This window comes from Corallococcus macrosporus DSM 14697 (assembly GCF_002305895.1).
GTDB lineage: Bacteria > Myxococcota > Myxococcia > Myxococcales > Myxococcaceae > Myxococcus > Myxococcus macrosporus.
Map to the genome: position 1 here is coordinate 7594758 of NZ_CP022203.1, position 12959 is coordinate 7607716.

Annotated in this window: 14 protein-coding genes; 8 read left to right on the forward strand and 6 right to left on the reverse strand. The window is 72.2% G+C overall.

Annotation, left to right across the window (positions count from 1 at the left end; translation table 11 throughout):
* Window positions 1–3 precede the first annotated feature (3 nt).
* From MYMAC_RS30715 to MYMAC_RS30725, 3 genes are all read left to right on the forward strand, one after another.
* Window positions 4–1800: a hypothetical protein gene (locus MYMAC_RS30715; RefSeq protein WP_095960646.1), complete on the forward strand. Its 1797-nt coding sequence runs from the start codon at window positions 4–6 to the stop codon at window positions 1798–1800.
* 65 nt (window positions 1801–1865) lie between these two features.
* Window positions 1866–3797, forward strand: coding sequence for a carboxypeptidase regulatory-like domain-containing protein (locus MYMAC_RS30720; protein WP_095960647.1), 1932 nt, complete (start codon window positions 1866–1868; stop codon window positions 3795–3797).
* A gap of 80 nt (window positions 3798–3877) precedes the next feature.
* The gene (locus MYMAC_RS30725; RefSeq protein ID WP_239989110.1) at window positions 3878–4366 is read left to right on the forward strand and encodes an STAS/SEC14 domain-containing protein; all 489 of its coding nucleotides are present in this window, start codon (window positions 3878–3880) and stop codon (window positions 4364–4366) included.
* A gap of 12 nt (window positions 4367–4378) precedes the next feature.
* Here MYMAC_RS30725 and MYMAC_RS30730 read toward each other — a convergent pair whose 3' ends face one another.
* The 3 genes from MYMAC_RS30730 to MYMAC_RS30740 form a co-directional block, all read right to left on the reverse strand.
* Window positions 4379–5470 carry a hypothetical protein gene (locus MYMAC_RS30730; RefSeq protein ID WP_095960649.1) on the reverse strand — a complete coding sequence of 364 codons (1092 nt, stop codon included), beginning with the start codon at window positions 5468–5470 and terminating at the stop codon, window positions 4379–4381.
* 94 nt (window positions 5471–5564) lie between these two features.
* Window positions 5565–6047 carry a hypothetical protein gene (locus MYMAC_RS30735; protein WP_095960650.1) on the reverse strand — a complete coding sequence of 161 codons (483 nt, stop codon included), beginning with the start codon at window positions 6045–6047 and terminating at the stop codon, window positions 5565–5567.
* A gap of 1 nt (window position 6048) precedes the next feature.
* Complete coding sequence (locus MYMAC_RS30740) at window positions 6049–6744, reverse strand: carboxypeptidase-like regulatory domain-containing protein (protein ID WP_239989111.1); 696 nt, start codon at window positions 6742–6744, stop codon at window positions 6049–6051.
* Window positions 6745–7044: 300 nt separating this feature from the next.
* On the opposite strand from MYMAC_RS30740, the gene MYMAC_RS30745 reads away from it, so the two are divergent.
* The 3 genes from MYMAC_RS30745 to MYMAC_RS30755 all read left to right on the forward strand — a co-directional run bounded on the left by MYMAC_RS30745 (window position 7045) and on the right by MYMAC_RS30755 (window position 9751).
* Window positions 7045–8418 (forward strand): M28 family metallopeptidase, encoded by a 1374-nt coding sequence (locus MYMAC_RS30745; RefSeq protein ID WP_095961744.1) that lies wholly within the window; start codon window positions 7045–7047, stop codon window positions 8416–8418.
* Window positions 8419–8560: 142 nt separating this feature from the next.
* Window positions 8561–9187, forward strand: coding sequence for a hypothetical protein (locus tag MYMAC_RS30750; RefSeq protein ID WP_043710291.1), 627 nt, complete (start codon window positions 8561–8563; stop codon window positions 9185–9187).
* An 18-nt stretch (window positions 9188–9205) separates the two neighbouring features.
* Window positions 9206–9751, forward strand: a complete 546-nt coding sequence (locus tag MYMAC_RS30755) for a hypothetical protein (protein WP_095960651.1) — start codon at window positions 9206–9208, stop codon at window positions 9749–9751.
* Here MYMAC_RS30755 and MYMAC_RS30760 read toward each other — a convergent pair.
* Window positions 9730–10305 (reverse strand): sterol desaturase family protein, encoded by a 576-nt coding sequence (locus tag MYMAC_RS30760; RefSeq protein WP_095960652.1) that lies wholly within the window; start codon window positions 10303–10305, stop codon window positions 9730–9732. The two genes, MYMAC_RS30755 and MYMAC_RS30760, sit on opposite strands and share 22 nt — an antisense overlap.
* A gap of 97 nt (window positions 10306–10402) precedes the next feature.
* On the opposite strand from MYMAC_RS30760, the gene MYMAC_RS30765 reads away from it, so the two are divergent.
* Complete coding sequence (locus MYMAC_RS30765; RefSeq protein ID WP_095960653.1) at window positions 10403–11131, forward strand: TetR/AcrR family transcriptional regulator; 729 nt, start codon at window positions 10403–10405, stop codon at window positions 11129–11131.
* Between the two features lie 46 nt (window positions 11132–11177).
* Window positions 11178–11921: a lytic transglycosylase domain-containing protein gene (locus tag MYMAC_RS30770; protein WP_204817046.1), complete on the forward strand. Its 744-nt coding sequence runs from the start codon at window positions 11178–11180 to the stop codon at window positions 11919–11921.
* Here MYMAC_RS30770 and MYMAC_RS30775 read toward each other — a convergent pair.
* Both MYMAC_RS30775 and MYMAC_RS30780 read right to left on the reverse strand, forming a co-directional pair.
* A complete protein-coding gene (locus tag MYMAC_RS30775; protein WP_095960655.1) occupies window positions 11899–12162 on the reverse strand; it encodes a hypothetical protein in 264 nt (87 codons plus the stop codon). The two genes, MYMAC_RS30770 and MYMAC_RS30775, sit on opposite strands and share 23 nt — an antisense overlap.
* Window positions 12159–12902, reverse strand: a complete 744-nt coding sequence (locus MYMAC_RS30780) for a glucosamine-6-phosphate deaminase (protein ID WP_095960656.1) — start codon at window positions 12900–12902, stop codon at window positions 12159–12161. Before MYMAC_RS30780 ends, MYMAC_RS30775 begins: the two co-directional genes overlap by 4 nt.
* Between the last annotated feature and the right edge of the window lie 57 nt (window positions 12903–12959).

Below are 12959 nucleotides of genomic sequence, written 5' to 3' on the forward strand. Positions count from 1 at the left end.
CCCATGGGGACGAATGGACGGACCTGGCTGGCGCTGACGCTGGCCATGGCGACGTTGGCGGGCTGCTCGGGCGGTGCCGGCCCGGAGCAGGACTCGGACGGTGACGGTGACGGTGTCGTCGACGCCCTGGACTGCGCGCCGGGGGATGGCACGCGCTGGCGGTTCCTGGCGGGCCACGTGGACGCGGACCTGGACGGCCTGGGCGCGGGTGCCGCCCTCCAGAGCTGCGTGGGACACCAGCTCCCCGCGGGCCTGAGCGCGCAAGGCGGTGACTGCGCGCCCGACGATGCGTCCCGCTGGCGCGAACAGAGCGGCCTCTACCCGGACCAGGACAACGACGGGGCGACTGGCGAAGGCCCGGTGACGGCATGCGTGGGCGACACGCTCGTGGGCTACCGGTTGGAGGCGGGCCCGCGGGACTGTGATGACACGGACGCTCGAGTGTCGGCCTTGGCGCTGGCCTGGCCCGACCCGGACGGGGACGGCGTGGGCAGCGGCGAGCCCGTGTCCCACTGCGCCGGCGGGCAGCCGCCTGCGGGCCATGCGGCGGTGGACGGCGACTGCGCGCCCGATGACCGCGTCCGTGCCCACTGGCTCGCGTACACCCACCGCGACGCGGACCGGGACGGCTTCACGGTGCCGGAGGAAGGCCGGCTGTGCGCCCTCGACCGGCTGCCGGAGGGCTACGCCCTGCGCGCCAACGGACTGGACTGCGATGACGCGAACGGCGCGCACTGGATGGAGCGCACCGTCTACGTGGACACCGACGGAGACGGCTTCGGCAGCGGCGAGTCCCAGACACAGTGCACGGGACAAACGGTGCCGCCGGGCTACGCGCTGGCTGCGGAGGACTGCGCGCCGGAGGACGGCACGCGGTGGCAGTGGCGCTCGTATGCGCATCGGGACGCGGATGGCGACGGCGACACCGTCCCGCAGCAAGGCGTGATGTGCAGTGGGGCGCAGCTTCCCCGGGGCTATGCCGAATGGCCCACCGGGCAGGACTGCGACGACCGTGACGCCCGCCGCATGGTGAGCTGGAGCGTGTTCCCGGACACGGACGGTGACGGCGTGGGCGCGGGCGCCCGGCAAACCGTCTGCGAGGGCCGCTCGCTGCCCGAGGGCTTCTCCCTGGCGGACACGGACTGCGACGCCGTCGATTTCACGCGCTGGCAAGTGCTCGCGTACGCGCACCGGGACGCGGATGGTGACGGCTTCACCACACCCCAGGAAGGCTCACTGTGCGCGGGCGCGGCGCTTCCGGCGGGCCATGCCACCCAGGCCCAGGGCCACGACTGCGACGATACGGACCAGAGCGTCCACACCAACGTCCTGGCATGGCCGGACACGGACGGTGACGGCGTCGGCGAGGGCGAGCCCGTCGTGCGGTGCACGGATGGCACGAGGCCCACGGCGCCCTGGTCCGCCCTGGGCGGGGACTGCGCGGCGGACGATGCGACGCGCTGGCGGCAGGTGGCCTACGCGCATGTGGACCGGGACGAGGATGGATACACGCGGCCCGAGGCTGGCAGCGTGTGCGCCGGTGACTCACTGCACGAGCCCTACTTCGCCCAGGCCACGGGCAATGACTGCGACGACGCGGACGCCGTGCGCTACCGGTGGGCGGTGCTCTACCCGGACGCCGACGGCGACGGCGTGGGCACCTCGCCCCGCACGATTCCCTGCCTCGGCGCACAGACGCCCTCGGGCTTCTCTCTCAAGGGCTACGACGTGGATGACTCGGACGCGTCCATCCAGGAGGACGCCGAGGATGCGCTGATGGTGGAGCTCATCCTCGATTAGCCCTCAGCAGCAGACCTCCCCTGGCCGGAGGAATGCCCTGCCCCACCCGCGCTAGAGTCCCGCGGATGCGCCTCGCGAGAACCTCCTGGCTCTGGGCCCTCCTGCTGGCCCTCTCCGCCTGCACCTCCGACTCGCCTCCTTCCACGCCCGACTCCGGGACACCGACCCAGCTCGGCCGCGTGACGGGACAGGCCCTGCTCGAAGGGGCCACCGCCCACGAAGGAATCCTCCTCACGCTGGAGGGCAGCGAGCACCGCGCGCTCACCGACGCGGAGGGGCGCTTCACCCTGGAGGGCCTCCCCGCGGGTACGCACACGCTGGTGGCCCGGAAGCCGGGCTACTACGACGCGACACAGCGCGTACAGGTCCAGGCCGGCGAGACAACCACCGTCACGCTCCAGCTCAGGGCGGAGCTGGGCGCGCTGCAAGGGCTCGTCATCCGTGAGGACGAGGCCCCGGTTCCCGATGCGCGCGTCACGCTGACGGAGACGGGCGCCACCCGGACCACGGACGAACAGGGCCACGTCGACTTCGGCCCGCTCGTCCCGGGCACGTACACCGTGGTGGCCGAAAAGAACGGCCATGTCCGCACCCAGGAGACGGTCCGCGTCACGAACGTCGAACGCTCCCAGGTCACCCTCACCCTCCGGCGCGAGCGAGGCAGCGTGAGCGGCACCGCGCTGCTCGAGAGCGCCACCGCGCATGACGGCATCACCCTCACGCTGCTGGAGAGCGGCGCCACCACGACCACGGATGCGCAGGGCCACTTCGCCTTCCCCAGCGTCCCCGTGGGCACGTACACGGTGCTGGCCCGCAAGGGCCTGTATACCGAGGCCCGTCAGTCCGTGGAGGTCCGCGCGAACCTTCCAGGCCAGGTCGACCTGACGCTGAATCGGCTCCCGGCCCCGGAGCTCACGGCGCCCGCGCTGGCCGTCCAGCGCGGCCACCTGCGGCTGACGGGCGCGCACTTCGGCCCCGAGCAAGGGAGCCACACCATCACCCTTGGCGGCGTGGAGGTCGACGAGTACCTCGCCTGGTCGGACGCCGAAGTGGTGGTGCGCGTGCCCGGGAGCCTCGCGCCCGGCGTACACGCGCTGGTCATGGCCTCCGGTGTGAGCTGGCGGGCCGACGCCACCGCCTCGCTGCGCGTGCTCCGGCAGCGGACCCTGGCCTACGCCGCCAACTGGGGCATGGGCGTCCTGCCGGACAACACCGTCACCGTCTGGGGCTCGGCCGATGCGTCGAACGATGTCACGCCGGTTCCCTCGGCCATCACCGACGTCGTGAGCGTGGCCGCCGGGGCGTCGTTCGCGGTGGCCCTGCAGGCGGATGGGAGCGTCATCAAATGGGGAGGGCCCGACCCCGTCCCGGTGCCCGATGGCCTGTCGGACGTGGTGGACATCAGCGCGTATGGCACCCGCGTCCTGGCGCTCAAGCGGGATGGCACCGTCGTCACCATCGCCGGGGGCATCTCCGAGGAGACGCCGGTCCCCGCGGGCCTCCAGGACGTCATCGCGGTGTCCGCGGCGCCGTTCCACGGCATGGCGCTCAAGGCGGACGGCACCGTCGCCGTCTGGGGGCAGGACGTCTTCGACCTTCAGACGGTCCCAGCGGACTTGAATGACGTGGTGGCCATCGCCAACACGAGCAGCAGCGCGCTGGCGCTGCGGGCCAATGGCACCGCCGCCGTCTGGGGATTCGGCGCGGCGTACTACGACCTCGCGCTCACCCCGGACCTCGGCGACGTCGTGGAGATCGCGGGGGGCGAGCACCACTACATGGCGCTCCGCTCCAACGGCACCCTCCGCGTCTGGGGGAACAGCGCCCATGGCCAGACGACGCCCCCCGCGGGACTGACGAACGTCGCCGCCGTCGCGGGCCAGGCCTTCAACAAGAGCCTGGCGCTCCGGGGGGACGGCACCGTCGCGAGCTGGGGCGACGCGACGCCTTCACACCTGCCACCGCCAGGACTGGTCCTCCGCGTCCCTGCCCGGTAGCTCGAAAGCGACCCACCCCACAAACAAGTCTTTCAAGAAATACAGGTTGCGCCGGGTACCATGCGGAGGAACACTCCAGCATGCTCGCAGCCCAACGGAGAGACGAGGCGATGACGGACCCGGTTCCGCTCGACGCGCCCGACATCCAGGACGTGGTGCGGACCCGGACGCTGGGGGTGGCCTATGTGGGCACGGTGCTGGTGGTGGCGCACAACGCGCAGCACCCGGCCGCGGACGACTGGGCGCGCTACTGCGAGCTCATCGCCCGTCACCAGGGCACGGCCACCGCGCAGTTCGTCCTCGCCGAAGGGCCCGGGCCCAGCGCCACCCAGCGGCAGCAGGCGCTCAACCAGGTGCCCAAGGACTACGTCATTCCGCCCACCGCGGTGTTCACCGAGTCCTCGCTGGTGCGCGGCGTCGTGACGCTCTTCAACTGGTTCAGCCCGCGCTCCATGCGCGCCTTCGTCCCCGGCGACCTCCGGGGCGCGGCGCGGCACCTGGGCCTGGGCGAGGACCAGGTGCGGCGGCTGGTGGCAATCGGCGAGGCGGTGCGGCCGGCCGTGCCGTGAGGCGCCCCCTGGCTACGGCCGGGTGCCCTGCTGGATGCGCAGCTCCTGGATGCCCTTGAGCGTCCGGGGCGCCGTCAGCAGCACGTTCTGGTTGAGGAGCTTGCCGTCCACGGGGATGCATTGGCCCGACACGCAAGCGGTGTACGCGGGGCACGGCGACTGGCACTGGAAGGACTCGGGCGACACCTGACACGTCTCATCACAGTAGCCGGAGAGGCAGGCCTCATGCCGGATGCACGGCTGTCCGTCCGGGAGCTGGCACAGCTTCGTCGCGCCGCACTGCGAGGGCGGAGGACAGCCGGCGTTGCTGTCACAGCGCCCGTCATCGCGGCTGCACTTGCGCTCGGCGTTGCAGAAGAAGCTGGCGCAGTCGCGGTCGTTCTCACAGGCCTCCTCCGGCGCGAGGAGGCACGTGGGCGAGCCAAGCACGTCCACACACGTCAGCGCGCCCGGGCACTCCTGCGCGGCGGCGCAGTCCTTCCCCAGGGGCACCGTGCACCCCACGCCGGGCTCGCAGTGGCCGGTGATGCACTGGTCGCTCCGGGTGCAGGGCTGGCCTCGCGACGCCAGGCACACGCCGCCGTCCACCTGCGTCGCGCACGTCAGGCCCCGGCCACAATGGCCATCCGGACAGGGGGCGCCGGGCCCCGGATGCCGGGCCTTGTCCGCGGCGAGCAGGGAGGCCACCGTCCCGAGCAGGATGAACGTCCCCACCGCGATGACGGCCCGGTTCATGGAGCGCGCCTTCGCGGCGGCCGGCGCGGCCACCACCTCGGCGGTGACGACGGGCCCCAGCGCGAAGCGCGCGTCCGGCCGGTCACAGTCCTCCACGCGCAGGTGGAAGGCGAAGTGACCCGCCGGCGTCCCCGCGGGCACGCGGAGCCGCACGACGACCCGCTGCGCGCCGGCCGATGGAATGTCGCGCTCGGTGTCGCCGTCGATGAAGAACCACTCACGCCGGGCCCCGGCTTCGGGAATCACCGCGAGACGCGCGCGCACGGGCGCGTCCGACGCGTTGATGACGTGGAAGACGGCCTCCCCCGTCCCTTTCCGGGACAGGCGAAGGGTGTCCGAGACCGCGGAGACATCGAAGACGCGAGACATCAACCTGCTCTCTTGGAGGACCGCGCGGCAATGAGCGCGGCAGGCCCGGTGGTTCCCCCATCACCAGGCCCGCCGCGAAAGGCTGTCCGTTCCTTCATCCGCCTCGGCGTCGCGTCTCCGCTCCCGCGGGCGAGCCGTCCCTGGCGCCAGCTCCCGCGACGTCGGCCACGGACGCGGCCGCGAAGCGCCTCCGCGTCGCGGGAATCAGCGCGTAGGCCGTGACCAGGTCGGGCCCCAGGCCCCAGGCCTCGAGCGCGGCATCAAGGGTCGTCTCCTGCCCCGCGCCGCGCACCCCGATGATGGACGCCGCGGGCCCCACGCTCCAGGCCTCGGGGACACCGGAGATGGCCACCGCGGGCGCCTCGCCGCGCGCGGCGGCGCTGGAGACGGACGCCTTCAGCCTCGCGCTCCACGCCTCGGGGAAGGGCGCGTCGGGCCCCAGGCCCCACTCGTCAATCCAGGACGTCTCCAGCGTGTCGCGAGCCCGCGGCGGCGCGGCGGGCCTCGGGGACGCCGGGACGCTCGCGTCGCCGCGCGGCGCCTCGGAGGTGACAGACGACAGGTGGCGTTGCGGCACGTCACTCCTCCTTCAATGGCAGGCGGATGAGCAGCGGCTGGGGCTCGGCGGCGAGCACCTCCTGCCCCAGCTCGAGCAGCTCCCCCCTGGCGCGCACTTCCAGCCGCCCCAGCGTGGCCACGGGGGGCACGCGGGGGAACCGGAAGCAGCCCTTGGCGTCCGTGCGCGTGGTGAGCTTCAACGTCGGCAGCTCCACCAGCGCGCCGGGAATCGGCACGTCCCCCGGCCCGACGACACAGCCCAGCAGCGCTTCGGCGGGGGTGGGCGTTGGCTGGGGCGCGGCGGGAAAGAGCACCCGGTGGATGACCGGCATGGCGCGCTCCCGCCGCACCGGCACGCGCAGGCGGAAGCAGGGCCGCGGCGCGGTCCTCAGCCCGGCCCACACCGTGGTGGGCACCGGCGTGAGCTCCACCTCGAAGTCCGCCTCCTCCATGGCCGCGAAGACGAGCTCCCCCAGGAGCCGGTGCGCCCGCTCCGGAGACTCCGCCCCCGCGGTGATGAGGTAGCAGACCGAAATCTGCAGCGGCGCGCGCCCCGCCCCACCGCTCCGGAGCGGGGGCGCGGGCCCCAGCTCCAGCAGGTACAGACAGACGCCTCGCTCGAGCGATTCGCGGTCCGGCACGCCCAGGAACACCGGGACATCGCCAGCAATGCGGCCCACCCACGCCTTCAATCGTTGATCGACTTCGTCGATCATCCGGACCCCCCGTCCTGGGCCGGTCGACCCGGGCCACCCGCAGCCCCGGTGCTTTCCGGGCTTGCAACGTGTCATCGGCCTCCGGGTGCAGGTATTGACCGGCGGGGTGGCGGGACGTCCGGCCTTCAACACCGGTGCGCCGCGCGCCCACACACCGGGTCCGGAGCAGGGCCACACAGCGCGTCAACGGCCTCTCAACCCCTGGAAACCTCAGGGGAAAAGAAGGTGCACAACTCGTGAACGACCGTGGCGGATAATTCCATGACGCGCCACCCCCACGCGCACCGGGATTCCTCCACCATGGCCACGAAAGTCAGCGACAGCCCGCGTCCCCTCCCCTCGATTCCCTCGCGCGCCGCCGTGGCGAAGGAGGCCCGGACCGCCGAGGCCCCGGCGAAGCCCACGGGCGCGCCCGCTGGCTGGAACGCGGACCGCTTCGAAGCAGCGGCCCAGGCGCCCCGGCCGCTCGTGTGCACCGTGCCCACGCCGCCGCCCTCCGCGCCGGTGGAGCCGGAGCCCGAGGTGGACACCGTGGCGGTGGACTCGGACCCGATGACGCACATCGCGTACCTGGCCTCGGATGAGCTGGAGGGCCGTGACAGCCCGTCAGCGGGGCTGGATGCCGCGTCCCGGTACGTGCAGCAGCACGTGCAGAAGTACGGCCTCGTGGGCCCCAACACGAGCAACCCGGACAACCCCTTCGAGCAGCGCTTCGACGTGTACTCGTTCGCGGGCAGGCCGGGCGTGCGCGGCGAGCCGGAGGGCCACGTCCACACGCCGGACACCTACGGGCACGCGCCGTTCGAAAGCGGCTTCTACCTCGAGGACGCCATGCCCCGGGAGACGCTCGCGCTGCTCAACCAGAAGTACGAGCAGGCGATGAACGCGCGGGGCCTGCCCCTGGCGCCGCCGCGCGAGGGGGCGCAGCGGAGCGTGGAGGAGCTGCGCCAGCTCGCCTCCGCGTCCGGTCAGGCCGTCAACACCATGGCCCTGCTGGAGGGCTCGGGGCCGAACAAGGACGAGGTCATCGTGGTGATGGCCCACCTGGACCACGACGGCGTGGACCGGCGCGGCAACGTGCTCAACGGCGCGGACGACAACGCCTCCGGCAGCGCGGTGCTGATGGCGGCGGTGCCGGAGCTGGCGGAGGCGGCGAAGCGCGGCGAACTGGACCGCTCCGTGCTCTTCCTGTGGACGGGCGCCGAGGAGAAGGGCCTGGTGGGCTCGCAGTACTTCGTGGACCACCCGATTCCGGGCCTGGGCACGGAGGAGATTGCCGGCGTCATCAACGTGGACATGGTGGGCCGCTGGGATGACCAGCGCCTGTCCGTGGTGGACACCAACTCCCGGGGGCAGCCCAACTACTTCCGGGAGGTGCTGGCGCAGGCGAACGCGCAGCTCGACGACCCGTTCGACCGCATCAACCAGGACATCAACGTGTTCCGCGACCGCCAGGACGGCGCCTCCTTCGGGCGCAAGGGCGAGGACGTCCTCTTCATGTTCGAGGGCCTGTCCAACCCCAACGGCGGCGGCGACCTCATCCCCGAGTATCACCGGGCCGACGACGACATCGACCTCATCCTCCGCGACAACGGCGGCGAGAAGCCGCGCCGCATCAAGGATTTGATGGTCAACGTCATCGAGCTCGCCGCCAATCGGACGGCGGAGCCCTGAATTACCGGCGGCCCCTGGCCGCCAATGTCGGATACCAGCGCGGAAGCGGCGGTTTCCCGCCGTCATTTTCCCCGACGCCGCTTCTTTTTCCGCCCGGTCGCGCGAATGATGGCCACCGGGCCGGAACACGCTGGAACACGACATGACGATGGCGACATCCTCGACGAGACGACGAAGGACCCTCCGCCTGGGGCGGCACGGCGCGGCGCTCACGTGCGCCCTGGGGCTGGGGGCCGCGACGCCGGCCCTGGCCGACAGTTCGGACACCCCACACCGCTTCGGGCTGATGCTGGACGCGGGCGCGCCACACGGCGTGGGCCTCTCCGCGGTGCTGCGGCCGCTGCCGTGGCTGCGCCTGCAGGCGGGCCCCACCACCAACACGCTCAGCTTCGGCTTGCGCGGGGGCGTGAGCATCCTGCCGATGCAGTCCTTCATCGCGCCGTCCTTCAACGTGGAGGCGGGGCACTACTTCGGCTCGGACTACAACGAGGTGGTGGACTGGCTGGGCGCCAGCCCCAGCCGCGCCAGCGAGGCCATCCGTGACGTGACGTACAACTACGTCACCGGCACCGTGGGCCTGGAGGTGGGCTCGGCCAGCCGCTTCAACTTCTTCCTGCACCTGGGCCTCAGCTACGTGGACCTGGGCGTGGATGACGCGAGCGCCCTGCTCCAGGACGCCACGGACGACCCGGACGTCACGGCGAGGAACCTGTCCGTGCGCGCCACCATGCCCTCCGTGAAGCTGGGCTTCATCCTCTACTTCTTCTGAGCCGGGAGCCTTCCAACCATGCGAACGACTTCCTTCCGCACCCTGCTGCTCTCCGGCCTCGCGCTGCTCACCACCGGCTGCGAGTCCCTCTTCTTCATCGAGGCCGAGGCCGAGGAGATCTGCAAGACGGAGCGCGACCTGTCCTTCCCCGCCGCGCTGCCGCTCACCGTCAACGTGGAGCGCAGCTTCACCTTCCCGCTGGGCGACATCGCCGACCCGCTGCCCGAGGAGACGGACGTGGAGACGGAGCTGCGGCTGCGCCTCTTCGAGGTGACGGCCGACACGGACCTGAGCGTCATCGAGCGCGCCAGCGTCTCCGTGCGCCAGCCGGGCTCCAGCGGGACGCACGTCATCGGTGAGTACACGCGCACCAGCACCGCGCCCACGCAGACGATTCAGCTCACCAGCACCGGCGCGGTGGACCTGCTGGACCTGGCGCGGGAGCCGGAGCTCGAGTTCATCTTCGAGGCCCGGGGCGCGCTGCCCACCGAGGACTGGAGCGCCACGGTGCGCGCCTGCGCGGGCGTGAAGGCCCAGGCGAACTACTTCGACCTGGTGTTCTGAGGCCGGAGCCGCGGCGAGCGGTGCCCGGAAGCCGCCGCGGGCTTCCGGGCCTCCACGGGCACCGGCGCGGGCTTCCCGGACGCGGGGGGCTGCACGTTGAGGAACTCGCGCCGCGTGCCCATGACCAGGTCGAAGAAGGGGTGCGTCACGCACCAGTTCGCGTTCTGGTCCCTGCCCATGTGGTGGTCGTAGTGCCACGGCAGGTGCTCGCGCGCCCACTTCGGGTCCAGGTGCGCGCGCCGGTGGACGAAGTAGTAGTTCGCCGCGCAGGCCCACACCGTCCCCACGAAGAAGGGCGCCACCGGCAACAGCGGCGCATGGGCCAGCGCCAGCGCCGCCAGCCCCACCAGCTCCTTCGTCTGCGCCGACCAGGTCCACAGCGAGCGCATGTACTGGTCATCCACCATCTCGTTGCGCCGCGACTTCTGGTGGTGCTCGTGCCAGTGGAAGCTCCAGAAGCTCTTCCGGTTCTTCCCCAGACCGTGCAGGACGGACCGGTGAAGGACCCACTCACCGAAATTGGAGTAAACCCAGCCCAGGGGGATGCCGATCATGGTCGCCTCCGGCGAAGCGCCCGGCCGACGCTCCGCTGCCGATAATGACTATCTGGTCACTCTTTTTCTACCGCGCAATGAACGGGAGTGCACGGCGATGGCGAGCCGGAGTGGCACGCGGGCGGGGGACGCCCAGGAGACGGACAAGCCGCCTGCCCGGGCGGGTGGCCGCCGCGAGGCGCACCGCCGGGAGCGGGCGCAGTCCCTGGAGGACGCGGCGCTGAAGCTGTTCCTGGAGCGGGGCCTGGATGGCGTCACCATTGACGACATCACCCAGGCGGCCGGCGTGGCCAAGGGGACGTTCTACCGGTACTTCGACGACAAGGCCGCGCTGGTGGACGCCCTGCTGGAGCCGGTGCGCCGCGAGCTGCTGGCCGGGCTGGAGACGTGCGGCCACGCCCTGGCGGACGCGCGCAACGTGGAGGCCATGTTCGACGCGTACCGGGCGGTGGCGGCGGTGATTGCCAGCGCGCTCCTCCAGTACCCGGGCGTGGTGCGCCTGTACCTCCAGGAGTGCCGGGGGCCGGCGGTGGGGGCGCGGACGAAGGTGGCGGAGCTGGCGCGGCTGGTGGCGCGTCACGCGGTGGACATCACCCAGAAGGCGCACACCAGCGGGCTGCTGCGGCCCATCCGCCCCGCGGTGAGCGGCCTGGCGGTGGTGGGCGCCGTGGAGCGGCTGCTGCTGGCGGTGCTGAGCGAGGAGGACATCGGCAATCCGCTGGAGCTGCCGGACGCGCTCACCACGCTGGTGCTGGACGGGCTGCGCCTGCCCCCGGAGGGCCGTCCGGGGCGCCGGAAGCTGGACGGCGGCCCCAAGCGCCCCTAAGGGTGGAGGGGTGGGACGCAAGCGGGCGGCACGGCGGCGTGCGGGGATGACGGTGCCCGGCTGGGCGTGGTGGCTGCCGTGCGTGCTGGCACCGGTGGTGCTGCTCAACGTCGCGGTGGCCTGGTTCGGTGGCAGCTTCGTGTCGCCGCTGTCGTTCTCCTTCCTGGAGGCCAAGGCGGGCGCGCTGCGCGCGTACCTGACGCACCGGCCGTCGTGCCTGGTGAACGGGCACGAACCGCTGGAGCCCATCATCGACGCGGCCGAGCGCCGGCATCGCCTTCCGGCGGGACTGCTTCGCGCGCTGGTGCAGGTGGAGTCGGAGACGCGCGTGCACCGCATCTCTCCGGCGGGGGCCATGGGGCCGGGGCAGTTGATGCCGGGCACCGCCGCCATGCTGGGCGTGGAGGACCCGTTCGACCCGGCGCCCGCGATTGACGGCAGCGCGCGCTACCTGGCCGGGCAGCTCCGGCGCTTCGGGGACGTGCGGCTCGCGGTGGCCGCGTACAACGCGGGCCCCGGCTCCGTGAATGGCCGCGTGCCGCGCAATGGGGAGACGGAGTTCTACGTGCCCAAGGTGATGGCGGCGTGGGAGCGGACGCGCCCGCCTCCGCCGCCCCGGAAGGCGCCGCGCGCCGCGAAGCCCACGGTGAAGGCCAGGCCCACCGCTCCGGTCCGTGCGAAGGCGCCGGCCTCCGCGAAGAAGGAGCCGGGTTCCGCGGCGAAGGCGCCGGCCTCCGCGACAAGGGCGCCGCGGAAGCCCGCGGGCCTCACGGCGAAGGGACAGAGCTGAGCCGCGACGCGGTACGGCGCTGCGCCGGCGCGTCCGGCACGCAGGCCATGCGCAGGGGCAGGCGCAGCCGCTCCACGACGACGGTGCCGCCGCTCAGCGACACGTCCGCCTCGATGCGCGGCGTGTTCAGGTCACCGTCGTGGGCATACGGCGGCCCCACCGTGGACTGCGCCACGTTGATGACGCCATCCGCCGCCCCGCGCGGCAGGGTGCCCGTGACGAAGTCCGAGGCGTGAATCATCTGTTGCCTCGGGACAGCGCGCGAGCCGCCGCCGGATCCAACCACACCTCGACGTCCGGGTGGAGTTGGAGGAAGGAGGCGGGACAGCGGGGAGACACGGGCCCCTCCACCATGCCGCGCACCGCCTCCGCCTTCGCCTCACCGAAGGCCAGCAGCAGCGCCTGCCGGGCCTGGAGGATGCTGGCCATGCCCAGCGTGAGCGCCTCCATGGGCACGCTCGAGGCGTCCTCCCCGAAGAGGATGAGGTTGGCCTCGCGCGTCTGGCGGCTCAGCCGCGTCCGGTGACAGCGCGCCCGAAGCCCCTCCGCCGGCTCGTTGAAGGCCAGGTGCCCGTTGGCGCCCAGCCCCAACAGCACCAGGTCCAGCCCCCCCGCTTCGGCGAGCCGGGCCTCGTAGCGCGCGCACTCCGCCTCCGGGTCCTCCGCCGTCCCATCCAGGAAGTGGATGTGGGTGGGCTCCAGGTTGACGTGCTGGAAGAGGTGCCGGTCCATGTAGGCGCGGAAGCTGCCAGCGTCATCCGCCGCCACCCCCAGGAACTCATCCAGGTTGAAGGTGCGGACCTGGGTCCAATCCAAACCGCCGCGTCTGAACAATTCCACCAGCGCCCGGTACACATTGAGCGGCGTGCGCCCGGTGGGGAGCCCCAGCACCAGGGAGGGACGGGCCTCCACCGCCCGCGCGATTCGCCGGGCACACGCGGCGGCGGCCTCCCGTTCAGAATCGAAGACGCGAATGTTCACGGATGTCTCATTCCTCCCAGACCGGGCCCGAAACCTAGGCATCCACCAGGGCCCCTT

Excerpts from the sequence above, each read along its gene's own strand:
- MYMAC_RS30715 (WP_095960646.1), top strand. The coding sequence starts at position 4 with ATGGGGACGAATGGACGGACCTGGCTGGCGCTGACGCTGGCCATGGCG.
- MYMAC_RS30745 (WP_095961744.1), top strand. The coding sequence starts at position 7,045 with ATGGCCACGAAAGTCAGCGACAGCCCGCGTCCCCTCCCCTCGATTCCC.
- MYMAC_RS30765 (WP_095960653.1), top strand. The coding sequence starts at position 10,403 with ATGGCGAGCCGGAGTGGCACGCGGGCGGGGGACGCCCAGGAGACGGAC.
- MYMAC_RS30775 (WP_095960655.1), bottom strand. The coding sequence starts at position 12,162 with ATGATTCACGCCTCGGACTTCGTCACGGGCACCCTGCCGCGCGGGGCG.
- MYMAC_RS30770 (WP_204817046.1), top strand. The coding sequence starts at position 11,178 with ATGACGGTGCCCGGCTGGGCGTGGTGGCTGCCGTGCGTGCTGGCACCG.
- MYMAC_RS30760 (WP_095960652.1), bottom strand. The coding sequence starts at position 10,305 with ATGATCGGCATCCCCCTGGGCTGGGTTTACTCCAATTTCGGTGAGTGG.
- MYMAC_RS30755 (WP_095960651.1), top strand. The coding sequence starts at position 9,206 with ATGCGAACGACTTCCTTCCGCACCCTGCTGCTCTCCGGCCTCGCGCTG.
- MYMAC_RS30720 (WP_095960647.1), top strand. The coding sequence starts at position 1,866 with ATGCGCCTCGCGAGAACCTCCTGGCTCTGGGCCCTCCTGCTGGCCCTC.
- MYMAC_RS30730 (WP_095960649.1), bottom strand. The coding sequence starts at position 5,470 with ATGTCTCGCGTCTTCGATGTCTCCGCGGTCTCGGACACCCTTCGCCTG.
- MYMAC_RS30740 (WP_239989111.1), bottom strand. The coding sequence starts at position 6,744 with ATGATCGACGAAGTCGATCAACGATTGAAGGCGTGGGTGGGCCGCATT.
- MYMAC_RS30725 (WP_239989110.1), top strand. The coding sequence starts at position 3,878 with ATGCTCGCAGCCCAACGGAGAGACGAGGCGATGACGGACCCGGTTCCG.
- MYMAC_RS30750 (WP_043710291.1), top strand. The coding sequence starts at position 8,561 with ATGACGATGGCGACATCCTCGACGAGACGACGAAGGACCCTCCGCCTG.